Raw genomic sequence first — 21,035 nt, forward strand, 5'->3', positions numbered from 1 at the left:
CCCAATCCCATATATAAATAAAGCTTCAGCGACCTACGCCGGAGAAAATCAGGCATATTACTTTTTTTTCTGAGCGAGCATTGTTAAAATCGATTTTTACACCTGTGAGAAAAGAGTTCAGACGGTTCTTTTCCCACGTGAAAATGTCTAAAAAGATGTTCCTTTTATTTTTCAAAAAGGGAACGCTAATCATACCCGGAAACCGGTTTTAGAGGAGGTACCAGTTTATGGAGCACACATCTGTCTCATCTTTAGTTGTCGTACTGATTATCGCATTTTTAACGCCCATCCTGCTGCACCGTTTCAGGTTAAGCATACCGGTGGTTGTCGCTGAAATTATCATGGGTCTTATTATCGGAAAAAGCGGGTTCGATCTGGTCGCCCAGCATGATACATGGCTCGAAACTTTATCGATGCTCGGATTTATCTTTTTAATGTTTTTAAGCGGGCTTGAAATCGATTTTTCCGCATTTGAAAAAGGAAAGAAAAAGCAGCTGCTTCCGAGCGGAAAGGCAGCGCCGAATACATTTAAAACGGCTTCGGTCATCTTTATTGCCGTCTTTATTTTATCGCTCGGCCTTTCTTACAGCTTTGTCATGGCAGGATTTATTGACAACGCCTTTTTAATGACGCTGATCATTTCGACAATTTCGCTCGGGGTTGTCGTTCCGACGCTGAAGGAAGAGCGTCTCATGAAGACGAATATCGGCCAGATTATTTTGCTTGTCGCCGTTATTGCCGATCTTGTCACGATGATTCTGCTTGCAGTGTTCGCCTCAATCTACGGCGACGAAAACAGCAATATGTGGCTGCTGATGATCTTATTTGCCGCCGGCGTCGTTTTATACCTGTTCGGAAGGGTATTTAAAAAGCGGCCTTTTGTCGAAGTGCTGTCAAAAGGCACGATCCAGATCGGTACAAGGGCGATATTTACGCTGATCATCGTACTTGTGGCGCTGTCCGAGTCGCTCGGTGCAGAAAACATACTCGGCGCGTTTTTAGCCGGGGTGCTTGTATCGCTGCTTTCACCGAACAAGGAGCTCGTTCAGCAGCTCGATTCATTCGGCTACGGATTCCTCATCCCGATCTTCTTTGTGATGACAGGCGTCAAATTGGACATTTGGTCGCTGTTTGGCAATCCGAAAATTTTAGTGATGATCCCGCTTCTGTTTGTGGCTCTATTAATCAGCAAAGTCATTCCGGTGCTGTTTTTGAAAAAGTGGTATGACATGAAAACCGTGCTGGCTTCCGGTTTTCTCCTGACTTCCACGCTTTCTTTGGTGATCGCGGCGACAACGATCGGCGAGCGCATCGGCGTCATTGACGCGCAGATGTCCGGCGCGCTGATTCTGGTGGCTGTCATTACATGCATCATCACACCGACCGGCTTTAAAAAATTAATGCCGAAAACGGAAAACGAAAAAGAGAAAAAGATGATCACCTTTATCGGCGCAAATCAAATGACGCTGCCGGTCACGCTCGAACTTTCTCCGGAAGATTATCACGTCAGAATCCTGCATGTCCGGCAGGAAAAAAAGGAAGAAAAGCTGGCGGACCCGGTGTTTGATGTTGAAGTTTTGCCTGATTATGAATACGAGACGCTTCAATCATTCGGTGTTTTCCAAACGGATATACTCGTCGTCGCCACAGGCAGTGAAGAGCGCAATACAGGGATCGCGCTTTTTGCGAAGGAGCAGAAAGTCGCGAGAATTATCGCCAGCGCAGATTCTCCAGACGCCGAATCCAGACTGAAAGATAACGGAATTGATACATTCTCCATTCTGCTTTCAACAAAAACGCTGCTGCGCGCGCTTATCGAGGCGCCTGGCGTTATGAAACTCCTGACGAACCAGGATGCGTCGCTGTATCAGATCAATATGAGCAATGAGCGATTTGACGGTGTCCTGTTAAGGGAGTTTCCGTTTACGGGAGATGTCATCTTCGTCCGGATTTTCCGCGGGGTTGACAGCATCGTGCCCCACGGGGATACAAGGCTGCAATTGGGTGACAGGCTGATCGCCACCGGTTCGCGCGAATATATTGCGGAATTGAGAAAAACGCTTGGAGACTGATGCTTGACCATTTTGCAATTCGTGATAAGATAAAAGTATAAACTGAATGAACAAGAAATGTTTTCCACTAGGGGAGTCCTTGATAAGGGCTGAGATAAAAGTGTGACTTTTAGACCCTCATAACCTGAACAGGTTCAAACCTGCGTAGGGAAGTGGCACGGTATTTGAGTATGTATATATGCAAATTCCAAACCACTTTCCTTGCGGGAAAGTGGTTTTTTTATGTTCAGAATCGAAGGAGGAGCCTCGAAATGAAGTTTTCAGAAGAATGCCGAAACAGCGCTGCAAAATGGTGGGAAGGCAGTTTTGTCCATCCGTTTATTCAAGGGATTGGAGACGGCACACTTCCGGTTGATCGATTTAAATACTATGTCATGCAGGATTCCTACTATTTGACCCACTTTGCCAAAGTCCAATCCTTTGGTGCGGCATATGCTCACGATTTATATACGACAAGCCGGATGGCTGAACACGCGAAAGGCACATATGAAGCCGAGATGTCGCTCCATAGGAAATTCACCGATCTATTGGGAATCACAAAGGAAGAACTGGAGTCGTTTCAACCGTCGCCGACAGCGTATGCGTACACATCGCATATGTACCGTTCTGTCGTCAGCGGCAGCTTTGCGGAAATACTGGCCGCTTTGCTTCCTTGCTATTGGCTTTATTATGACGTCGGTGAAACGTTAAAAACGTGCAGGCCTGACAGCGCGATTTATCAAGAATGGATCGCGACATACGGAGGCGACTGGTTTAGAGAACATGTGATGGAACAGATCAACCGCTTCGATGAGCTGGCTGAAAACGCCGATGAGAAAACGCGCGCGAAGATGAAGGAGAACTTCGTCATCTCCAGCTTCTACGAATACAGCTTCTGGGATATGGCCTACCAAAAAGAAAGCTGGGCAAAAAGCGGGGTGGATCAGCTTGCATCTGCACGCGATCACCGATGACAAGCACTCTGTGGAAGAGCTAGCTGCAAAAATCATCTCGATTCAAAATGCCGTTGACTTTATCCACATTAGGGAAAGGTCAAAAAAAGTAAGCGAAATATCAAGTTTAATCGACCGCCTGGCCGAAGAAGGGGTTGATAAGCGGAAACTTATCATCAACGACAGAGTGGATATCGCTTTGTTTCATCACATTCACCGGGTGCAGCTGCCTTCACACGGCTTTTCCGTCAAAAGTGTGAGGAGCCGTTTTCCGCATTTGAAAATCGGAAAGTCCGTACATTCGCCAGAAGAAGCGGTTCAGGCTGAAACTGAAGGTGCAGATTACGTGCTGTTCGGCCACATTTTTGAAACGGACTGTAAAAAGGGCCGCAAAGGAAGAGGGGCTCTCAGCCTGGCTGAAGTGAAGAGGGCTGTAAGCATTCCGGTCATTGCGATCGGAGGTATTACCGAACAACGACTGGCGGAAGTCAAAATGGCAGACGGCATCGCCGTGATGTCGGGGATCTTTTCCCATGACAGACCGGATGAGGCGGCCGCGCGGCTTGCCTGTCTCGCGAAGGGAGATTCATATGAGAAAGCGCTATGATACGATCGTGATCGGCGGAGGCATCATCGGGACATCCATCGCTTACCATCTTGTGAAAGCGGGGAAAAAAACGGCCGTGTTTGAAAGCGGAGAAGTCGGCAAAAAAGCGACGAGCGCGGCGGCGGGCATGCTCGGCGCCCATGCTGAATGCGATAAACCCGGTACCTTTTTCGAATTTGCCAGAGCCAGCCAAAAAGCCTATCAGCGGCTGACGGGCGAATTGAGAGACATCAGCGGCATTGATATTAGAAAGCATGACGGAGGGATATTAAAGCTGGCATTTTCAGAAAGCGACCGCGAACACCTGATGCAAATGGCTGCACTGGATTCTGTGGAATGGCTTGAAGCCGCTGAAGTATATGAGCTGGAACCGCATGCCGGAAAAGGGATTCTCGGCGCCAATTTCATTCGGGACGACATCCATGTCGAACCGGCTGCAGTGTGCAGGGCATTTGCCAGGGGGGCCCGTATGCTCGGTGCCGATGTCTTCGAGTATACGCCCGTTTTATCGATCGAATCTGAAGCGGGGGCCGTCCGCGTCACTGCTGCTTCAGGCACCGCGGAGGCGGAGCACGTTGTCATTGCAAGCGGTGTGTGGAGCGGTGCTTTCTTTAAACAGATTGGCATAGACAAAAGCTTTTATCCCGTCAAAGGGGAGTGCCTGTCTGTGTGGAATGACGGCATCCCTTTGACGAGGACGCTTTACCATGATCATTGCTACATCGTTCCGCGCCATAGCGGAAAGCTTGTCGTCGGCGCGACAATGAAGCCCGGGGATTGGAATGAACAGCCGGAACTTGGCGGAATCGAGGAGTTGATCCGAAAGGCCAAGTCGATGCTTCCTGAGATTGAATCCATGAAAATCGACCAATGCTGGGCCGGATTGCGCCCGGAAACAGGGGATGGCAATCCATATATCGGCAGACACCCTGAAAATGACCGGATGTTGTTTGCTGCCGGACATTTCAGAAACGGCATCCTCCTGGCACCTGCAACCGGTGAGATGATAGCTGACATGATCCTCGGCAATCCGGTCAAAACAGAGTGGGCCGAGGCGTTTAAAGCGGAGCGAAAGGAGGCTGTGCACAGGTGAACATTCAGCTCAACGGCCGGAAAATAGAGTGGAGAGATGACGGCGGCACGATTTACGATTTGCTCGCATCCTACAGTTTGGAAAATCGTGTTGTCGTTGTTGAAAGAAACAGGCAGATTATCGGAAAAGACCAATATCAAACAGTCAAACTGGAAGAACACGATGTCATCGAAATCGTTCATTTTGTCGGAGGGGGATAAACCGTTATGTTAAAAATCGCAGATCGTCAATTCTCATCAAGATTATTGCTCGGCACAGGGAAGTATCCGTCATTTGAAATTCAAAAAGAGGCTGTCAGCGCATCTGAATCGGAGATCCTGACGTTTGCCGTCAGACGGATGAATATTTTTGAAGAATCTCAGCCTAATTTTTTGGAGCAGCTCGATTTAAGCCGTTATACGCTTTTGCCAAATACGGCCGGAGCAAAAACGGCTGAGGAAGCCGTCCGGATCGCCAAGCTTGCTAAAGCGAGCGGTCTTTGCGACATGATCAAAGTCGAAGTGATCGGCTGTGACCGTTCGCTTCTGCCTGACCCGGTAGAAACGCTGAAGGCGTCAGAAGCCTTGCTTGAAGAAGGCTTCATTGTGCTGCCGTATACATCGGACGATGTCGTCCTTGCGAGAAAGCTTGAAGAGCTCGGCGTACACGCCATTATGCCCGGGGCCTCTCCGATCGGTTCGGGACAGGGAATCGTCAATCCGCTCAACCTGTCGTTCATCATTGAACAGGCTAAGGTTCCCGTAATCGTGGATGCCGGAATCGGTTCTCCGAAAGATGCGGCATACGCAATGGAGCTCGGCGCTGACGGAGTACTTTTGAACACGGCAGTGAGCGGGGCGAAAGATCCGGTCCAAATGGCGAAGGCTATGAAGCTTGCCGTTGAAGCGGGCAGACTCGGATACCTTGCCGGACGAATTCCGGAAAAGAACTACGGCATCGCCAGCAGTCCTGAAGAAGGGAAGTTGACGATTTGACCGGCAGGTATTCAAGACAGGAGCTTTTTCATCCGATCGGACCGGACGGCCAGGAAAAATTAAGCTGCGCCCGCGTCCTCGTGATCGGTGCGGGGGCTTTGGGCGCAGCCAGCGCAGAAATGCTGGTGAGGGCCGGAGTCGGTTCGCTGACGATTGCCGACAGGGATTATGTGGAATGGAGCAATCTCCAGCGCCAGCAGCTCTATACGGAACAGGATGTGATTGATCATATGCCAAAGGCAGCCGCTGCCGAAAAAAGGCTGCGCCTGATCAACAGCTCTGTTCAAGTGACCGGCATTGTAGCGGATGTTACCGCGGAAAAAGCGCTCGAGCTTGCGGCGGAAGCGTCCTTGATCGTCGATGCGACCGATAATTTTGAAACGCGGCTGATTATGAACGATGCGGCGGTCACATTAGGCATCCCTTTTCTGTACGGCGCGTGTGTCGCAAGCTATGGCATCACATATACCGTAATTCCGGGAAAAACGCCGTGCCTTCATTGTCTTTTGGGGCATTTGCCCGCGAATACCATGACGTGCGACACAGCAGGTGTGATCGGTCCGGTCGTCCAGCAGGTTGCCGCATACCAGGTAACAGATGCCCTGAAGCTGCTGACCGGGCATGAACCGTCAGGAATGCTTCGCTCATTTGATATTTGGACAAATGAGCGGTCTGAAGTCCGGGCTGACGCGCTTAAACATGGCTCGTGTCCGACGTGCGGAAAAGGTGAGTTTCCGTTTCTTTCAGCTGAAAACGAAACAAAAGCAGCCGTTCTTTGCGGCAGACAAACGGTTCAAATCAGGCCGGCCGCGGAACAGCCGCCGGAGCTGGAGCCGCTTGCCGCCAGATTAAAAAAAGCCGGTTTGGATGTGACGGGAAATCCTTATTTATTATCCTGCCGTACGGAGGATATTAAGTTCGTGATTTTTCGGGACGGACGCGCTTTGATTCACGGAACGAACGATATCAATCGCGCGAAAACGATATATCACAGGTGGATTGGCTAAAGGCCGAAGGGAGTGCAAACATCATGAGCATATATAAAGCATTAACAATCGCCGGATCGGATTCAGGAGGCGGCGCCGGCATTCAAGCCGACATTAAAACATTTCAGGAGCTTGGCGTCTTCGGCATGACGGCTTTGACAGCGGTCACTGCTCAAAATACAACAGGGGTTCACGGCGTCTACCCGCTTTCTCCGGAAGCGCTCGGCGTCCAGATTGATGCAGTGGCGGAAGATTTAAAACCTGACGCCGTGAAAACAGGGATGCTGTGGAGCGCGGAGATGATTGAGATCATTGCCGAAAAAATTGCAACATACGAGCTTAAACGTGTGATTGTCGATCCTGTCATGATCGCCAAAGGCGGCGCTTCACTATTGAATGAGGAAGCAGTTGAAACATTAAAACGGCGCCTGCTTCCGCTTGCTTATGCGATAACGCCGAACATTCCCGAAGCCGAAGTGCTGACAGGGAGAAGCATTCAAACAATGGAAGACCGCAAAAAAGCGGCTCGTGAATTGCATGAAATGGGCGTCCGCAACATTATCATCAAGGGAGGGCATCAGCCCGAGGACGGCAAAGTAACCGATCTCCTCTTCGACGGAGAGGTGTTCACAGAAAAAACGAACACCTATATTAAGACGAAAAATACCCATGGAACAGGCTGCACATTTGCCGCCGCTCTAACGGCGCAAACAGCGAAAGGAAACGGCATTCAAGGAGCTTTCCGCATCGCTGAGGCTTTCGTCCACGAAGCGGTTGTGCACAGCCTTGATTTCGGAGCCGGCCACGGACCGACCAACCATTTTGCATATCAAAAGTTATCCAACGCAGGGTTGGAACTGTAGTCCCGCAATAAAAACGAATCAATATCGCGGCAGGACATCAAAAACGGTCTCTGCCGCTTTTTATATTCTGAAATTGTCAGCCTGCTATTAATTGTGATACTATATATTATGATCAGGTACTAATAAAATGTTAATCATTAGGAGGATTTCATACATATGAATTTATCACTGGAAGGCCGGAATATCGTCGTCATGGGTGTAGCAAATAAACGAAGCATCGCTTGGGGAATCGCCCGCTCGCTTCACAATGCAGGCGCAAGACTGATTTTTACGTATGCGGGTGAGCGGCTTGAAAAATCGGTCAAGGAGCTGGCGGATTCTTTGGAGCGGAACGATTCAATCGTACTTCCTTGTGATGTCACAAATGACCAGGAAATTGAAGCGTGCTTCGCCGACATCAAAAAAGAAGTCGGGGTCATCCACGGCATTGCACACTGCATCGCTTTCGCGAACAAAGAAGACTTGGCTGGAGAATACTTGAATACCACCCGCGACGGTTTTCTGCTCGCACATAATATCAGCTCTTACTCATTGACAGCAGTCGCTAAAGCGGCGCGCGGCATTATGACTGAAGGCGGAAGCATCGTCACGCTGACATACCTTGGCGGCGAGCGCGTTGTATCCAACTACAATGTCATGGGTGTTGCGAAAGCATCGCTTGATGCCAGCGTCAAATACCTGGCGAGCGATCTCGGAAAAGACGGAATCCGCGTCAACAGCATTTCCGCAGGGCCGATCCGGACATTGTCCGCAAAAGGAATCAGCGACTTCAACTCGATTTTAAAAGAAATCGAAGAGCGCGCACCGCTTCGCCGCACAACGACTCCGGAAGAAGTCGGCGACACGGCTGCTTTCCTGTTCAGCGACCTTTCCCGCGGCATGACCGGCGAAAACCTGCATGTTGATTCAGGCTACCATATCATCGCGCGATAAAATAACGCTAAAAAAGCAATCCGCTAAAGGATTGCTTTTTCTTTTCTTCTGATTTCTCCTTTTTTGCATATAGATATACCATGAACAGATCGGAGGGATCAAGATGTCTAGCAGAAAAAACGATACGGAGCAGAAGCCGCTCATGTATATTGTGCAGCCGGATTATGATAAGGCAGAGGCGAACATGCAGGATATTCTGATTAAAAGAAAGAAGAAAGCAAAACCCGACGCTTCCGAACAAAAAGCCCGGCGAAAGGAACAGCAGGATGAAGCCGTCCGGCCAGACGAAAAAGACATCGCCGAAGCGGTGCTTAGCGATGAGGCGAATCGGTCCGAAAAAGGAGTCAAACCGATTAAAAAGCCGCTCAGCAAGATGACCATCGCCGAGAAAATCGACTTTTTGGCAAGCCTTCCCGGCAATATGCCGAAAACCCTTTGTCTCATTGAAGCAGACGGGAAGACATACAGAGGAACGATCGCCGGTAAGAAAGGCGGTTCCGTATTTGTCAGAACGTCGAGCAAAGGGGATCCGGCGGAACTGCCGATCGAGAGTATTACTTCCTTGCACCCGCTTGGCTTTTAAATTAAAAAAAGTCCCGATTCAGGGACTTTTTATTTTGAACGATTGATCAGTTGCGGATTTAAGCATTCGATCGCACAGAAGCATTCCAGATCCACTTCAACGCAGAAATTTGTTTTTTCCAAGCGGAACACATCACAAATTTTGTCTTTTTCTTCTGTGAAATCGAGAACGCGGCGATTTTCATCAAAGGCAATCAACAGTCTTAATGTAGCACAGCAGTCCTTAATGTCTTCAACTCTGAAAAACACAGTGCTGAAGCAAGGGCCTGCCTGAAGTTCTCCGACATTTCCAAACGCTACGAACGGCTTAGACTTTGAGGTGTATATAATAAATGGAATGGTGTCGCCTAAGTGCCTCGAAGGGGAAAGCAGGTTGCTGAAGCAGCTTGTCGGGCAGCCTTCTTCCTCAATGGCGTTTTGCAGATCGTGAATGTTTTCAACGGCTTCGCACACGCAATTTTCAGCTGAACATTTTGTCATGTTATGATCCCTCCCAGTTCAGGATATAAAATTTCGTTTTTCGGCCTGGCTTTCTATTGGTAAAAGGAGCTGCCGAAAGCCGGCAGCTTTCGTGAAAAGACTGGCATCAAGCCGATCATAACGGCCGGCTTGATGCAGCCCGACACCTTTTAACCGTGGTGCTGATTGTGTTTTTTGTCTGTTGCGCGATCAACTAGTTCAGGTGACAGACATTGAATCGCGCAGAAACAAGTCAAGTCAACCTCGATGCAAAAGTCCGTTTTCTCAAGCCCGAAAAAGTCAGGGTCACAAGGATGGCAGACGCTTAATGTGTCGCCGTTTATGTCCACAGGCCTCAGGATTGAAAGCGTTGCACAGCAATCTTTTAGATTTTCTGCCCGGAAGAAAATCGATTCGAAGCACTGCATATCATCTGAAAATCCGCCGACATTTCCAAATGTTGAAAACAAACCGCCTTTTTTGTCGTATATAAGGAACGGAATGGTGTCTTTACCGGAAACCGTCGGACTCAGCAGATTGCCGAAGCAGCTCGTCGGACATGTTTCTTCAACTGCATCCTGTTCTTTTATAATTTGTTCTACTGCATCGCATACACAATTTTCATGCCGGCCATGATGTTTTCCGCAGCTCATGGATTTCAGCTCCTTTTTATAGGGATATTTGACTTTAGTCTTTAACAACATATGTACCCGTGCCCTTGTTGGTGTGGGTAATCGTCTATAAAAATGAAGAAAAGCAGAGCTTGATGGCTCTGCTTTTTTGTATTAAAGGAGTCCGACGATAAGTGTTGCGATAACAACGGTAAGCGTTTGGACAGCTGTAGAGACCAAGACGGCGACATCGGTATCTTCTGTTGTAACTGTGACATCGCGTGAATTGTCGATAATTAATTTTTGACGGTTTGTTTGCTTGTTTGCTGTTACCTGCAGCAAATCTTGTGATACAAGCTCGGCAAGCTCAGCATCGTCAATGATTGCCAGAACGATTGTAATAATTGCCGTCTGCACCGCAGTCATAACAGATGCGACAACTTGAGTATCCTCTGTAGAGACTCGGATATCGCAAGAATCCTTGATGATAATCGTCTCATCTGACAGCTGTTTGTTCAGGTTGAGCTGGTCGAGCTCCTGATTGATAAATGCATCGTGTTTACCGCATTTGCAGTTGTAATCGTCACAAACGTGTTTCTTAGGATGTCTCGGATAATACTCAGTTCCCGGATGCTCGCATTCTGGATCTAGCGCAACCCAAGAATATGGTCTAGTTTCCATTTGTTTTCCTCCTTCCATTTACTATTATTAAATGTTTGAAGGCTCGAACTTGTATATGGCAGATACCCTACTCCAAATCCCCATTTTTTTCTTCGGTTTGGGCGGTGTTCTCCTGCTGCCTTCTTTGTCTCAGCTTTTCTCTTAATTTATTTTTACCTGAACGTTCTCTTCTTCGTCTCGGGCGTTCTTCGGATTGTGATGATGATTCATTGTTCGCTTCTTTCTTCTTTTCTTGCTGCCGCTGAATGAGAGCCTCGGACTGCGCTTTTAAATCTTCGAGTATTTTTAAGATGTTTTCTTTTTCTTCCTCAGACAGCGTTCGTACATTGTCTTTTGAAACGCCGTGTTTTCTAAGGATATTTTGCACAAGCGTATTTGTCAGCGGATTTACTTCCGCTTTAAGCTTTTCGCGATCTGCCAATTGTTTTTCACCTCAATTTCTCAAAAAATATTAGAAAGAAAGGAAGGCTTAAAGTATGTCAAGCTCTGTGATAAGCGCGATCAGCACTTCGGTTAAAACTTGGACGGAAAGCAGGATCTCCAGCGAGGAAAGCGTAATGGTGACATTGCGGCTGCCGATGACTTTGATGATGACTCTTCTCCTGCTTTGCAGCCTGTGTACGGCTAAAACGTGTTCTGAGACAATGTCTGCTGTATCCTCGTCTTCGATCGCAAGCTGAGCCGATAAAATCGTCAAAGAGATCACAATGGCTTGTAAAGAGAGAGCTGCTGTTATGTTTGCCGTGTTTACTGTGACATGTTCGGAATCAATTACTTCAATGAGCTGGTCATATTCCCGGGATAATTCGTCAAATGTTTCTGCGTACAGCGCTTCGGCTTTTTCATGAAACGACATAACTTTCACTCCTTTCTTATCCACACTTTATTAAATGCAGACCGGTAACTTAGCGGAATGAGGAAAACATACATTTCAGCACCCAAATTTGCTGTTTTAGGGAAGGCGGTTCCGGCATATATTTGGAAACAGGAAGGGGGAGCCCTGTGATACAAAGCTGGCTTTTATATATTCTATTTTCTATCGCGGTATTTCGGCTGACGCGGCTGGTCGTGTTTGACACGATTATGGCGCCGTTTAGAAGCCTGTTTCACGAAGAGGTTGAAGAAAAAAACGAAAAAACGGGAGAGACCGAGACGTATCTTGTCATGAAAGGAAAAGGCGTGAGAGTGTGGATCGGCGAGCTGTTGAGCTGTTATTGGTGCACGGGTGTGTGGTGTACCGCGTTTTTGCTTGTTCTTTACGCATTTGTTCCGACCATTGCCGAATGGCTGATTCTTCTGCTTGCCATCGCAGGCCTTGCTGGGGTACTGGAGACGATCGTTTCCAAATGGCTCGATTGAATGGGGATTTATCATTAGCAACTTATGAAAAGAAGACTCATATAATGGCGTATAAGCATGAGAAAGGAAGGAATGCAATGAGACAAGTGAAAAGAAGGCAGCAAGGCCGATTAACGAACGCTTCCAGCAATCATCAGTCCACTTTCTCAAAAAAAGTGAAGAAAAAAGGCTGCGGATGCGGCAAAAAAAAGAGAACCTATTAATATCAAAAAAAGCCGGATACAGTCCGGTTTTTTTGTTGCCAATTTTTCTTCTGACGCATACACCATCATAAGGGGGGAAGCGATGAATTTATTTGAACAGCTGGTTGAATCGATATACCGCAAACATGATCAAACTCAAGCCGGCCATGACAAGGTGCTCTTTGAACACCAGAAGGAACTGGAGACATTTGACCGCTCGGCCGAACAGTTCGGCAGGCAGATCGAAGCGTTTGCAGAGAATGCCGAAAAATGGCTGGGAGAGGACGGGAGTCTGCCGGGCATTTTTAAATAATCCACAGAAGCCCTATGCATCAATCCAAGCGAATCCTATCAACTGTCATATTGTGTAGGGAGAAAAGGAGGTGCTTTAGATGGGCTTTTGTGGCGGAGGCTACGGCGGCGGCTACAGCGGAGGCTATAGCGGCGGCTATGGTTCAACGTTTGTATTGATCGTTGTCTTGTTTATTCTTCTAATTATTGTCGGCGCTTCTTTTGTATATTAGTTTTTGAGTTGAAGCGAAGAGGGCGGCGGCATGTGTGCCGGGCCCTCTTCTTTTTGAACGGGAAAAGCACAAGGCTTTTCAAAGATGCATAAGATAGCGTATCACTCCCAAAAAGGAGGCATAGGTATGGACAATCAATTTTTCAAAAACATCGAAAAGAAAACGGGCGTCAGCATGAATGACGTCATGCAGCTTGCGAATTCGCTGCAAAATGCCAACTTCAAGGATGAAAATACGGTCCGCAGCGTGATTAAGCGCGTCGCTAAATTGGCGAACAAACGGGTTCCGCAGGAAATGGAAGATAAGATTGTTGAATCGATTGTAAGCGGCAAGGAAAAAATGGATTTCAACACGATCGCGAAAATGATGAACAGCAAAAAATAAACACCGCGCCTTCCGATAAAAGGAGGGCACGGTGTCTTTTATTGCAGCTGAACCTGGGGATTCGGGCGTAAAATAGGCTGCAAGAACCTTGAGCGGTATGCCGTTCTGCCCCTTCTGACGGAAGGGACGCTGATATACAGGCGGTCCTCGGCCCGGGTCATGGCGACATACAGCAGCCTCCGCTCTTCTTCAAGAGCGGTTTCATCGCCTTTTCTTGCTGTCTCCAGGGCAAAGTCATGCGGAATCGATCCGTCCTGCACCCCCAGGATATAGACCGTTTTGAATTCAAGCCCTTTCGCACGGTGGATTGTTAAAAGCTGAACACCGTATCCGTCGGCTTTTTGCTTTTCCGCGGCTCTCATATGATCGACATGCTCAAGAAATTCGGGGATCGTTTTGAATTTTTTTGCCGCTGTTTTGAGATCCCGCAGATCGTCAGACCCTTTTTCGAGCTTGTTTCCTTCGTTACCGCGCTTTTTCAAGTAATCGGAAAAGCCCATTTTTTCCTCTGCGAAAGAGATCGCTTCAACCGGTTTCATCGTTTTTAAGCTTGTGAAAAAAGGAACGATTTTCTTTATTTTATCAAGCTGAAACGGTTTGATGTCGGTCAGTTTTTCAAGCGCCTGAACCATCGTGCAATCTTCTGTAATCGATAGCGCTTTAAGCGTATTTAAAGCGGACTGCTTGAGAAAGAGGGCGGGTAAAATCTGTTTGACGGCTTCCGCGTCATCCTGATTTTGGCTTAAGTAGAGATAAGCCAGCATCTGCCGGACGATTCTCCTGCTGTAAAACGACCGGACGCCTTGTTCAGCCGTGTACGGAATAGCTGACTGGTGCAGACGTTCAAAGATTGCGCGCCCGCTGCTGTTTGTCCGGTATAGGATGGCGAAGTCATCAGGCTTAGCGCCCATTTCAATTTTTTCTTGGATATCAGAGACGATCATAATCGCTTCTTCCTCTTCATCATAAGGATAAAATAAGAGCGGTTTTTGGCGGTCATCTCTCGCTGCGCTTAATGTTTTCGGAAAACGCTTTTTGTTTTTCTTCACGACCATATCGGCGCTTGCCACAATCGGATGGCTCGATCTGTAATTCGTCGTGAGGCGGACCGTTTTCGCCTTCGGATAATCTTTTTCAAAATCGAGTATAAATGAAGGGCTGCTGCCTCTGAACGCGTAGATTGACTGGTCATCATCCCCGACACAGGTCAGGTTGTTTTCCGGGCTCGCCAACAGCTTGATGATGGCATACTGAACAGGGTTAATGTCCTGAAATTCGTCGATCAAAATCGCGTGAAAGCGCGTCTGATATCGTTTTAAAATGTCTGGCTGTTCTTGAAACAGCTGCCAGCATGCAGATGCCATATCGTCGAAATCGAATTGGCGCCGCGCAGCTTTTTGTTCTTCATAATGACGGTACAGCCGGTGAACCCGCTTTTCCCATTCGTCTTCAAGCGGAATCTGTTCGCACGGAAGATAAGCGTTTTTCCAGTAGCCGATCTGCTGGATCGCCTGGTCAACCGGAAAGTCTTTTTCATCAAGCCCTTCTTCGGCAAGGGCCATTTTGATGTATTGTTCTTTTTGCCATTCCCATTTCAGCAGGTGCTCGCCATTCCATTTTGCCGGATCATGGTGATAAAGAATTTTGTAAAAAAAGCTGTGGAAGGTGCCTGTCACGAGGCGGTTCACAGTCTGCATCGGCAATCCGTACTGCGAGGCCATCCGCTCTTTCATTTCTTTCACGGCTTTTGTCGTGAATGTGACGAGCAAAATGGCGGAAGGCGGGATATCGAGCCGGGCTATCATATAAGCCGCTCGCGCGGTTAATACCCGCGTTTTTCCGCTTCCCGCGCCGGCCAGAACGAGAAGGGGTTCTTCGGGGGCCGTCACGGCGGCAAGCTGTTTCTCATTGAGCGGCACATTCGGAAAGACCGGTTCCGGAGCCGTTTCTTCCGCTGGCGAGAAAGGAGAATGGATGGAAGCTTCGCGAGGCGGCGTCCAGAAGTCCGCATCCGCCTTCTTTTCTTCTCCGATCGCTTTGCCTTTCGGGAGACGGAACACGCCGCTTTCTGTATAGTCGTTCTGTCTGGTTTGCTCTGTCTTCTCGCTTAAGCAAGCTGCCTCACATTGAGAAAAATCCCCGTTTTCCCGGTGGGAAAAATGTGGTTCTTCATGAATCGACAATTTCAGTCTGAGCGGCAAGCCGCAATGTTTACACGTGATTCTGTCTTTTCTTGCTTCATCAAAGAGGAATTGCAGGTGTTCTCTCGAATATGTATGTATATGAATGTCTCGGTTATTGAATCGGGCGCATTTCAAAAAGAGGTCCTCCAATTAATGGGTAATCGTCTAGTGTTATGAGACAACGTCTATCATATCAAATGAAAACCGTTTAAAACAGTAGATTTTTGGGAATTAAAGCTGATGAGGAGGAGATCGAATGGGATATTTGCCGCCTGTCCATCATGATCAATATACACAGTACGCCAATCGCAGCATCAGCCAAAAATCGAACTATGCGCATATACAAAAAACCGCCAATATCCCAAGCGAGCGCGCCTACCGCGAAGTCGAAAAAAGAGAGGAAAACCAGGCTGCGGCTTTTAAGAGGGTTCTGGAAAAGAAGCGAAAAAAAACGCTGAACCGCCGTGTTGCAGAAAAGGCGGAAAGCGGACGCTATGTTAACGAGTCCGTTTGAGAGATGAAACAAACCCCGGCTTTTATACCGGGGTTTTCGTTATTTTTTGCGCAGTTTTTTGAGCCCGAAATACAGAATAATCATAGCGGCCGCTCCGATCATAATCGGAGTCGTGTACGTTCTCGCAGCATTTTCAACATGGTCCCACCGGCTGCCGAGCTGTACGCCGAGGTAGACGAATAATATCGACCACGGTATGATGGCCAGCACGGTCAGACCCGTGAATTTTAAAATCGGCATTTTCGCAATTCCTGCCGGAATGGAGATGGCGTGCCTGACCACGGGAATGAAGCGGGCGGAAAAGACAACGCCTCCGCCGTATTTCTCAAACCATTTTTCGGCCGTTTGAATGTGATGCTTTTGGATCAATAAGTACTTTCCGTATTTGTATAAAAACGGCCTTCCGCCGTAATAGCCGATCCAGTATAAAAACAATTGAGCAATCGTTCCCCCGATGACGCCGGCGATCACGGCCCCTGTCATCGTAATGGAGCCGCTTGACACCAAGTATCCGCCGTAGGCCAGTACGATTTCACTCGGGATGATTTCGATCATTAAACCGATTGCAATGCCGAAATAGCCAAGATCGGTCAGCCACATTAAAATATCATTCACTATGCTTCCCATTTTCGTTTTTTCTCCCTGCTTTTGATTTCATCAGCCGAACGTTAGAGCAGCCGCCGGGACGTTTCCCTGCCGCTGCCGCGCGGGAAACAAACGAATCTCAAAAACCGTCCGGATGCGCTCTGTGCCATTGCCACGCGCTTTGAATGATGGTTTGTAAATCGCTGTATTGCGGCTTCCAGCCGGTATCTTCCTGCAGTGTCCGGCTGTCCGCCACAAGCACTGGCGGATCCCCCGCTCTGCGCTCGTCCGTTTTTGCTGCAATGCTTCGCTCTGTCATGTTTTCCGCGGTTTCAATGATTTCTTTTACGGAATGTCCGGCCCCTGTCCCTACATTATAAACATTTTGCTTCAGTCTGTCTTCATATAACCCGTCAAGGGCCGCCAGGTGAGCGGAAGGAGGTCGACGAAAAGGACGCCTTCCTTGATGACCGTTTTGAAGAATGCACAAGATTTTAGCGTGTTTTCCCTAAAGTAGATCTCAGGCTTTTCGATCGATTCGGACACAAGGCTTTTGGCGGCGAAATGGATGACAGCATCGACATCATGATGTTTGATGATGGCTTTGACAAGTGCCGCATCACCGATATCACCTTCATAAAAGCTGACTCCGCTGACGGCCTCCCTGTGTCCGGCAGATAAATTGTCAAGCACGACGACGGAGCGGTTTTGCTTTGTTAATTCGAGTACGGATGTCATTGCCATGCTTCTTTCTGCGCTTCTTTTTTTAAGACGCTTTCCAGGTAGGCTAGCAGTTTTGGCCGCATCTCGTCCCGCATAAGAGCGATTTCCGTACTCGCTTTAAAACTGCCCAGCCTGTCGCCGATATCAAAGCGGCTTCCTTCCAATTTGCGCGCATACATGCTTTGTTCCCGGCAGATTTCCCTTAGTGCGTCAGTCAGCTGAATTTCATTTCCCGCACCGCGCTTCGTTTGTTCGAGCACAGGGAAAATCGAAGGCCTCAGCACATAGCGGCCCATAACCGCGATATTTGAAGGGGCTTCTTTGACAGACGGCTTTTCCACAAGATCGTCAATTTGATACACTTTGTTCTTTTGCACGGACGTCTGAATAATGCCGTATTTGCTCACATCTGCCGGATCAACTGGCTGAACGCCGATTACTTCTGTCTGATATTCTTCAAATACTTCGAGCAGCTGCCGAAGCGCCGGCGTTTCTGACACCATGATGTCGTCGCCGAGGAGGACGGCAAACGGCTCATCACCGATGAAATGCTTGGCCGATAACACTGCATGTCCGAGGCCGAGGGGCTCCTTTTGCCGGATATAATGAATATTCGCCATATCGGCGATCTCGCGTATCTCTTTTAACACATCGTTTTTTCCTTTGGCCAGCAGGTTTTGCTCCAATTCAACAGAGCGGTCAAAATGGTCTTCAATCGAACGCTTATTTCTTCCTGTAATGATAAGGATGTCTTCTATTCCTGATTGAACAGCTTCTTCCACGATATATTGTATAGCCGGTTTATCGACAATCGGCAGCATTTCTTTCGGCTGCGCTTTTGTTGCCGGCAAAAATCTTGTACCTAATCCGGCTGCTGGGATGACTGCTTTTTTTACTTTCATGGTTATTCACTCCTGGTCTTTTTTATGAATCTGTTCCGGGTTCTTGAAACACCCAAAGCTTGTTTCCGATAAAGTTGATGGCCATTCCTGCGACTGTTGCGGACATCTTGCTGATAAAAAGGGAAAAGCCGGCTTTTTGAAAAATGTACAGAAGAACAAATGTAGAGCCCGCTGCTGCAAGATTGATTATGATAAACCGGACGATTTCCGCGCCATGCGCTTTTTCCTTTACTTGAAATGTCCATGTCCGATTCCAGATATAGCTGTTTGCTGCGCCTGCCGAATAGGAAAACAGCTGTGCGGCCAGGTAGGAGACGCGGAGGGACGTAAGGAGGAAAAACACGGCGAAATCAACGAGTGTGTTTCCGGCTCCGACTATCCCGAAACGGGCGAGTGTAGTGATGTTTTTTTTGTTCATAACGGCATTCGGCTGTTTACCTCCCGTCTATTTTGTGCAGGGCTTCGTAAAAGCTTAGAAACAACTTTAATAGACAATGTTGAATAAACGATAAACAAAAGATGAACAAACTATGAAATGTTTTCTGAGGAAAAGAAAAACCGTTCCGCTTAAAAAGCGGAACGGTTACTTTTTGACCATTTTGACATGGGGGATATTCGCATCTAAAAATTCTTCAGACACGACTTTATAGCCGTGTTTTTCGTAAAAGGGAACAGCCTGTGTCTGCGCGTTCAGCATGAATTGAACCGCGCCTTGCTTGGCGGCTGCCTCTTCAAGCGCCTGAATGATCAGGTTGCCGATGCCGAGGGAGCGATGGCTTTTCAGCACACAGATTCGCTCAAGTTTGCCGTAGCCGTCGACAAGCCGGAGGCGTCCAGCGCCGATCGGCTCTTTTCCGTCATAGATGACGAGATGTGAAGATTCCTGATCGAGATGATCCATTTCTTCTTCCGGTGATACGTGCTGCTCCTTGATAAAGACTTCCTTTCTAACAAAGAAGGCGTCTTCAAGCTGTTGTTGATTCTTCACAATGACGGCTTCCACTGGCTTTCTTCACGCTCCTAAAATAAAAGTTTCATAGACGGTCCATGATCCGTTGTCCAATTGGTAAAGCAGGTGAAAGCGGTCGATGACTTCTTCGTGTGACGCGTCTCTCATTTTCAGCGTGCCGAGGACGTCGGAATGCTCATCATCTGACAGCTTTTGTGCGACTGTGACATGGGGAACAAACGCGTATTCGGGTTTGTCTTCCAAAACGCCGCTGTACATTTTTTTATGAAGCTGCGTCAATTCTTCTGTCGGTTCGGCTTTCATGTAGATGACATTATTGACGGGGGCAAAGGAACTGAATTTTGTAATCTTCAGCGTGACCGGTTTCAGCTCTTTTGAAAGTTCCCTCAGGTGTCCTACGACGCCCGCGATCTCGTCTTCAGACACTTCAAAAGGTGTTCTTAATGTAAGGTGGGGCGGAATTAAAGCGTAATTCGGGTCATAGCGTTTTCGGTAGGAATTTGCAATGTCCTGAAGTTTTTTTGATGGAAATAGCACAATACCGTATTTCATTTTGTTCCCTCCTTAAACAATTGATATGGTTTAGTATATCAAAGATGGGCCGATATACAGAGAGCTACAGCATTTTTTTTAAAGCGGGGGTGATAAGCGGCTGCCAGTATGTCCACTTGTGATCCCCGTCGAAAGCTTTGAAATCGTAGTTTGTCTGCTTTTCTTCAAGCAATTCTTTTAATTGTTCATTTGGACCGGTGAAATCCAAAATTTGATCATCTGTCGTTTTGACGGCGGTTTCTTTCTCTCCGATTTGGTGGCAAATTGAAATAAGCTGCAGGGAATCGGACTGTTTCACTTTATCGAGAACATGGCGGTCGACATAAGGTGACTGCATGATGACGTTCCCGAACATATTCGGGTAGTCAAGCGCTGTCATGAGGGAAACCGTTCCTCCGAGCGAATCCCCGATCAGCGTCCTGCCTGATCCGACTTGGTATGTCGGATACTCTCTGTCGGTGAAAGGGACGAGTTCATTTGCCAAAAAACGTTTATACGCTTCGAATTTTGACCCTTCCGGATGGTATGTAAGCCTTCTTTCCTGTACGTTTTTGTACGGAATACCGATGATGATGCTTCTTTCGATTTCACCGTTCGCCAGCAGTTCTTCCACCTGTCTGCTGATGCGCCCGAGCCGGAAATAATCATGTCCATCCTGTGCGATGATCACATGATATTTGTAAAGCGGCGAGAAGGATGACGGCAAATAGACGAGAAGCTCCATTTCCTCGCCGAGCTCTTCCGAAAAAAGCTTCTTCTCCTGAATGACTCCTTTTTTCATAGCCAAGGTGAATTCCTCCAGAAATAATGTTTGTGAACGTTTCCATTCATTTTAACACGAAATTCTCTTGTGAAAGAAGCGAAAAGGGCTGCCGAACTGTTCGGCAGCCGTGATTTTTTATGGCCGTTTTTTTTCGTGCCAGGGTGTTGACGGTCTATCCGGAGGGTATCCGCAGCGCTCGCGGTACATTTTTCTTTCCGCTGTGAAATCCCACCAGCTTTTAGCGCTTTCGGGATCGTTGGCGTAATGGACGATGCATCGCAGCGCATCTTCTGCACAAGGATCTTCCCAGTAGCCTTTCAGTTTTTCGAGGCGGATGATCAAATCCGCACCTGATTCATGCTTGATGTCGCCAAGGGAATAGTAGCCCAGGTCAACGGCGCACTGCGCCATTTTCGGCCCGATGGAAGGAACCGTTTGAAACTGGGCGAGCGCCTTGATGTATGCGGCGCGCTCCAAACACGAACCGAGCGTATGCGCAAGGACGGACAGATCCATATATGCCGTGTTTTTTATTTTCACCTTGGCTGTCCTTAAGTTTGACCATTCTTTTTTTGTCAGAGGCAGCTTCATATGAACACCT

Annotated in this window: 31 protein-coding genes and 1 riboswitch; of the genes, 16 read left to right on the forward strand and 15 right to left on the reverse strand. The window is 47.9% G+C overall.

The features are described from left to right. The first annotated feature begins 227 nt into the window (after positions 1-227). From MHI30_RS06460 to MHI30_RS06505, 10 genes are all read left to right on the forward strand, one after another. A complete protein-coding gene (locus tag MHI30_RS06460; protein WP_075753396.1) occupies positions 228-2,072 on the forward strand; it encodes a monovalent cation:proton antiporter family protein in 1,845 nt (614 codons plus the stop codon). A 59-nt stretch (positions 2,073-2,131) separates the two neighbouring features. Next, positions 2,132-2,240: riboswitch (TPP riboswitch) on the forward strand. Between the two features lie 83 nt (positions 2,241-2,323). After that, positions 2,324-3,025: a thiaminase II gene (gene tenA / locus MHI30_RS06465; RefSeq protein ID WP_075753394.1), complete on the forward strand. Its 702-nt coding sequence runs from the start codon at positions 2,324-2,326 to the stop codon at positions 3,023-3,025. After that, a complete protein-coding gene (gene tenI, locus MHI30_RS06470) occupies positions 3,000-3,611 on the forward strand; it encodes a thiazole tautomerase TenI (RefSeq protein ID WP_075753392.1) in 612 nt (203 codons plus the stop codon). Before tenA ends, tenI begins: the two co-directional genes overlap by 26 nt. Then, positions 3,595-4,704 carry a glycine oxidase ThiO gene (gene thiO, locus MHI30_RS06475; RefSeq protein WP_075753390.1) on the forward strand — a complete coding sequence of 370 codons (1,110 nt, stop codon included), beginning with the start codon at positions 3,595-3,597 and terminating at the stop codon, positions 4,702-4,704. The genes tenI and thiO overlap by 17 nt, the downstream gene beginning before the upstream one ends. After that, complete coding sequence (gene thiS / locus MHI30_RS06480) at positions 4,701-4,904, forward strand: sulfur carrier protein ThiS (protein WP_020450956.1); 204 nt, start codon at positions 4,701-4,703, stop codon at positions 4,902-4,904. The genes thiO and thiS overlap by 4 nt, the downstream gene beginning before the upstream one ends. Positions 4,905-4,910: 6 nt before the next feature. Next, positions 4,911-5,678 (forward strand): thiazole synthase, encoded by a 768-nt coding sequence (locus MHI30_RS06485; protein ID WP_020450957.1) that lies wholly within the window; start codon positions 4,911-4,913, stop codon positions 5,676-5,678. Continuing rightward, on the forward strand, positions 5,675-6,685 hold the full coding sequence (locus MHI30_RS06490) for a thiazole biosynthesis adenylyltransferase ThiF (protein WP_075753388.1): 1,011 nt from the start codon (positions 5,675-5,677) through the stop codon (positions 6,683-6,685). Before MHI30_RS06485 ends, MHI30_RS06490 begins: the two co-directional genes overlap by 4 nt. Before the next feature lie 23 nt (positions 6,686-6,708). Continuing rightward, a complete protein-coding gene (gene thiD / locus MHI30_RS06495) occupies positions 6,709-7,527 on the forward strand; it encodes a bifunctional hydroxymethylpyrimidine kinase/phosphomethylpyrimidine kinase (protein WP_075753386.1) in 819 nt (272 codons plus the stop codon). Between the two features lie 156 nt (positions 7,528-7,683). Then, positions 7,684-8,460, forward strand: a complete 777-nt coding sequence (gene fabI, locus MHI30_RS06500) for an enoyl-ACP reductase FabI (RefSeq protein WP_003180687.1) — start codon at positions 7,684-7,686, stop codon at positions 8,458-8,460. A 103-nt stretch (positions 8,461-8,563) separates the two neighbouring features. Further along, complete coding sequence (locus tag MHI30_RS06505; RefSeq protein ID WP_075753384.1) at positions 8,564-9,043, forward strand: CotO family spore coat protein; 480 nt, start codon at positions 8,564-8,566, stop codon at positions 9,041-9,043. A gap of 29 nt (positions 9,044-9,072) precedes the next feature. Here MHI30_RS06505 and MHI30_RS06510 read toward each other — a convergent pair whose 3' ends face one another. The 5 genes from MHI30_RS06510 to MHI30_RS06530 form a co-directional block, all read right to left on the reverse strand. Beyond that, complete coding sequence (locus tag MHI30_RS06510; RefSeq protein ID WP_075753382.1) at positions 9,073-9,522, reverse strand: CotY/CotZ family spore coat protein; 450 nt, start codon at positions 9,520-9,522, stop codon at positions 9,073-9,075. A 149-nt stretch (positions 9,523-9,671) separates the two neighbouring features. Next, entirely contained in the window at positions 9,672-10,154 is a 483-nt protein-coding gene (locus MHI30_RS06515) for a CotY/CotZ family spore coat protein (RefSeq protein ID WP_026579896.1), read from the reverse strand. A gap of 132 nt (positions 10,155-10,286) precedes the next feature. After that, complete coding sequence (locus MHI30_RS06520; RefSeq protein ID WP_075753380.1) at positions 10,287-10,793, reverse strand: spore coat protein; 507 nt, start codon at positions 10,791-10,793, stop codon at positions 10,287-10,289. A 67-nt stretch (positions 10,794-10,860) separates the two neighbouring features. After that, positions 10,861-11,214 carry a hypothetical protein gene (locus tag MHI30_RS06525; RefSeq protein WP_003180698.1) on the reverse strand — a complete coding sequence of 118 codons (354 nt, stop codon included), beginning with the start codon at positions 11,212-11,214 and terminating at the stop codon, positions 10,861-10,863. A 48-nt stretch (positions 11,215-11,262) separates the two neighbouring features. Further along, the gene (locus MHI30_RS06530; RefSeq protein WP_075753378.1) at positions 11,263-11,649 is read right to left on the reverse strand and encodes a spore coat protein; all 387 of its coding nucleotides are present in this window, start codon (positions 11,647-11,649) and stop codon (positions 11,263-11,265) included. Between the two features lie 146 nt (positions 11,650-11,795). Here MHI30_RS06530 and MHI30_RS06535 point away from each other — a divergent pair, with 146 nt between their 5' ends. The 5 genes from MHI30_RS06535 (at position 11,796) to MHI30_RS06555 (ending at position 13,242) form a co-directional block, all read left to right on the forward strand. Continuing rightward, positions 11,796-12,152 (forward strand): DUF1360 domain-containing protein, encoded by a 357-nt coding sequence (locus MHI30_RS06535; protein ID WP_075753376.1) that lies wholly within the window; start codon positions 11,796-11,798, stop codon positions 12,150-12,152. Between the two features lie 77 nt (positions 12,153-12,229). Then, complete coding sequence (locus MHI30_RS06540) at positions 12,230-12,355, forward strand: hypothetical protein (RefSeq protein ID WP_254926386.1); 126 nt, start codon at positions 12,230-12,232, stop codon at positions 12,353-12,355. Between the two features lie 82 nt (positions 12,356-12,437). After that, positions 12,438-12,647 (forward strand): hypothetical protein, encoded by a 210-nt coding sequence (locus MHI30_RS06545; protein ID WP_075753374.1) that lies wholly within the window; start codon positions 12,438-12,440, stop codon positions 12,645-12,647. A 79-nt stretch (positions 12,648-12,726) separates the two neighbouring features. After that, a complete protein-coding gene (locus tag MHI30_RS06550; protein WP_075753372.1) occupies positions 12,727-12,858 on the forward strand; it encodes a YjcZ family sporulation protein in 132 nt (43 codons plus the stop codon). 126 nt (positions 12,859-12,984) lie between these two features. Next, positions 12,985-13,242 carry a stage VI sporulation protein F gene (locus MHI30_RS06555; RefSeq protein ID WP_075753370.1) on the forward strand — a complete coding sequence of 86 codons (258 nt, stop codon included), beginning with the start codon at positions 12,985-12,987 and terminating at the stop codon, positions 13,240-13,242. Positions 13,243-13,280: 38 nt separating this feature from the next. On the opposite strand, the gene MHI30_RS06560 is transcribed toward MHI30_RS06555, so the two are convergent. After that, positions 13,281-15,560 carry an ATP-dependent helicase gene (locus MHI30_RS06560; RefSeq protein WP_075753368.1) on the reverse strand — a complete coding sequence of 760 codons (2,280 nt, stop codon included), beginning with the start codon at positions 15,558-15,560 and terminating at the stop codon, positions 13,281-13,283. Between the two features lie 121 nt (positions 15,561-15,681). On the opposite strand from MHI30_RS06560, the gene MHI30_RS06565 reads away from it, so the two are divergent. Next, complete coding sequence (locus MHI30_RS06565) at positions 15,682-15,939, forward strand: hypothetical protein (protein WP_075753366.1); 258 nt, start codon at positions 15,682-15,684, stop codon at positions 15,937-15,939. 39 nt (positions 15,940-15,978) lie between these two features. On the opposite strand, the gene MHI30_RS06570 is transcribed toward MHI30_RS06565, so the two are convergent. The 9 genes from MHI30_RS06570 to MHI30_RS06610 form a co-directional block, all read right to left on the reverse strand. Beyond that, positions 15,979-16,566: a DedA family protein gene (locus tag MHI30_RS06570; protein WP_075753364.1), complete on the reverse strand. Its 588-nt coding sequence runs from the start codon at positions 16,564-16,566 to the stop codon at positions 15,979-15,981. A gap of 97 nt (positions 16,567-16,663) precedes the next feature. Further along, positions 16,664-16,843, reverse strand: coding sequence for a hypothetical protein (locus tag MHI30_RS06575; RefSeq protein WP_237562661.1), 180 nt, complete (start codon positions 16,841-16,843; stop codon positions 16,664-16,666). A gap of 71 nt (positions 16,844-16,914) precedes the next feature. Beyond that, entirely contained in the window at positions 16,915-17,268 is a 354-nt protein-coding gene (locus MHI30_RS06580; RefSeq protein ID WP_237562662.1) for an NAD-dependent epimerase/dehydratase family protein, read from the reverse strand. Next, entirely contained in the window at positions 17,259-18,155 is an 897-nt protein-coding gene (galU, locus tag MHI30_RS06585; protein WP_162009197.1) for a UTP--glucose-1-phosphate uridylyltransferase GalU, read from the reverse strand. The genes MHI30_RS06580 and galU overlap by 10 nt, the downstream gene beginning before the upstream one ends. Positions 18,156-18,171: 16 nt before the next feature. Then, positions 18,172-18,567, reverse strand: a complete 396-nt coding sequence (locus MHI30_RS06590) for a GtrA family protein (RefSeq protein WP_075753360.1) — start codon at positions 18,565-18,567, stop codon at positions 18,172-18,174. A 165-nt stretch (positions 18,568-18,732) separates the two neighbouring features. Continuing rightward, the gene (locus MHI30_RS06595; RefSeq protein ID WP_075753358.1) at positions 18,733-19,152 is read right to left on the reverse strand and encodes a GNAT family N-acetyltransferase; all 420 of its coding nucleotides are present in this window, start codon (positions 19,150-19,152) and stop codon (positions 18,733-18,735) included. 9 nt (positions 19,153-19,161) lie between these two features. Further along, the gene (locus tag MHI30_RS06600; protein WP_075753356.1) at positions 19,162-19,671 is read right to left on the reverse strand and encodes a YjcG family protein; all 510 of its coding nucleotides are present in this window, start codon (positions 19,669-19,671) and stop codon (positions 19,162-19,164) included. A gap of 64 nt (positions 19,672-19,735) precedes the next feature. Then, positions 19,736-20,458: an esterase family protein gene (locus MHI30_RS06605; protein ID WP_075753354.1), complete on the reverse strand. Its 723-nt coding sequence runs from the start codon at positions 20,456-20,458 to the stop codon at positions 19,736-19,738. Positions 20,459-20,569: 111 nt separating this feature from the next. After that, positions 20,570-21,025 carry a helix-hairpin-helix domain-containing protein gene (locus tag MHI30_RS06610; RefSeq protein ID WP_075753352.1) on the reverse strand — a complete coding sequence of 152 codons (456 nt, stop codon included), beginning with the start codon at positions 21,023-21,025 and terminating at the stop codon, positions 20,570-20,572. Between the last annotated feature and the right edge of the window lie 10 nt (positions 21,026-21,035).

Source organism: Bacillus sp. FSL L8-0528, from assembly GCF_038593085.1.
GTDB classification, from domain to species: Bacteria; Bacillota; Bacilli; order Bacillales; family Bacillaceae; genus Bacillus; species Bacillus paralicheniformis.

Excerpts from the sequence above, each read along its gene's own strand:
- thiO (WP_075753390.1), top strand. The coding sequence starts at position 3,595 with ATGAGAAAGCGCTATGATACGATCGTGATCGGCGGAGGCATCATCGGG.
- MHI30_RS06610 (WP_075753352.1), bottom strand. The coding sequence starts at position 21,025 with ATGAAGCTGCCTCTGACAAAAAAAGAATGGTCAAACTTAAGGACAGCC.
- MHI30_RS06540 (WP_254926386.1), top strand. The coding sequence starts at position 12,230 with ATGAGACAAGTGAAAAGAAGGCAGCAAGGCCGATTAACGAACGCTTCC.
- MHI30_RS06555 (WP_075753370.1), top strand. The coding sequence starts at position 12,985 with ATGGACAATCAATTTTTCAAAAACATCGAAAAGAAAACGGGCGTCAGC.
- tenA (WP_075753394.1), top strand. The coding sequence starts at position 2,324 with ATGAAGTTTTCAGAAGAATGCCGAAACAGCGCTGCAAAATGGTGGGAA.
- MHI30_RS06575 (WP_237562661.1), bottom strand. The coding sequence starts at position 16,843 with ATGACAGAGCGAAGCATTGCAGCAAAAACGGACGAGCGCAGAGCGGGG.
- fabI (WP_003180687.1), top strand. The coding sequence starts at position 7,684 with ATGAATTTATCACTGGAAGGCCGGAATATCGTCGTCATGGGTGTAGCA.
- MHI30_RS06515 (WP_026579896.1), bottom strand. The coding sequence starts at position 10,154 with ATGAGCTGCGGAAAACATCATGGCCGGCATGAAAATTGTGTATGCGAT.
- MHI30_RS06545 (WP_075753374.1), top strand. The coding sequence starts at position 12,438 with ATGAATTTATTTGAACAGCTGGTTGAATCGATATACCGCAAACATGAT.
- MHI30_RS06510 (WP_075753382.1), bottom strand. The coding sequence starts at position 9,522 with ATGACAAAATGTTCAGCTGAAAATTGCGTGTGCGAAGCCGTTGAAAAC.
- MHI30_RS06520 (WP_075753380.1), bottom strand. The coding sequence starts at position 10,793 with ATGGAAACTAGACCATATTCTTGGGTTGCGCTAGATCCAGAATGCGAG.
- MHI30_RS06460 (WP_075753396.1), top strand. The coding sequence starts at position 228 with ATGGAGCACACATCTGTCTCATCTTTAGTTGTCGTACTGATTATCGCA.
- MHI30_RS06580 (WP_237562662.1), bottom strand. The coding sequence starts at position 17,268 with ATGGCAATGACATCCGTACTCGAATTAACAAAGCAAAACCGCTCCGTC.
- MHI30_RS06485 (WP_020450957.1), top strand. The coding sequence starts at position 4,911 with ATGTTAAAAATCGCAGATCGTCAATTCTCATCAAGATTATTGCTCGGC.
- MHI30_RS06600 (WP_075753356.1), bottom strand. The coding sequence starts at position 19,671 with ATGAAATACGGTATTGTGCTATTTCCATCAAAAAAACTTCAGGACATT.
- MHI30_RS06565 (WP_075753366.1), top strand. The coding sequence starts at position 15,682 with ATGGGATATTTGCCGCCTGTCCATCATGATCAATATACACAGTACGCC.
- MHI30_RS06570 (WP_075753364.1), bottom strand. The coding sequence starts at position 16,566 with ATGGGAAGCATAGTGAATGATATTTTAATGTGGCTGACCGATCTTGGC.
- MHI30_RS06550 (WP_075753372.1), top strand. The coding sequence starts at position 12,727 with ATGGGCTTTTGTGGCGGAGGCTACGGCGGCGGCTACAGCGGAGGCTAT.
- MHI30_RS06590 (WP_075753360.1), bottom strand. The coding sequence starts at position 18,567 with ATGAACAAAAAAAACATCACTACACTCGCCCGTTTCGGGATAGTCGGA.
- MHI30_RS06505 (WP_075753384.1), top strand. The coding sequence starts at position 8,564 with ATGTCTAGCAGAAAAAACGATACGGAGCAGAAGCCGCTCATGTATATT.
- thiD (WP_075753386.1), top strand. The coding sequence starts at position 6,709 with ATGAGCATATATAAAGCATTAACAATCGCCGGATCGGATTCAGGAGGC.
- MHI30_RS06530 (WP_075753378.1), bottom strand. The coding sequence starts at position 11,649 with ATGTCGTTTCATGAAAAAGCCGAAGCGCTGTACGCAGAAACATTTGAC.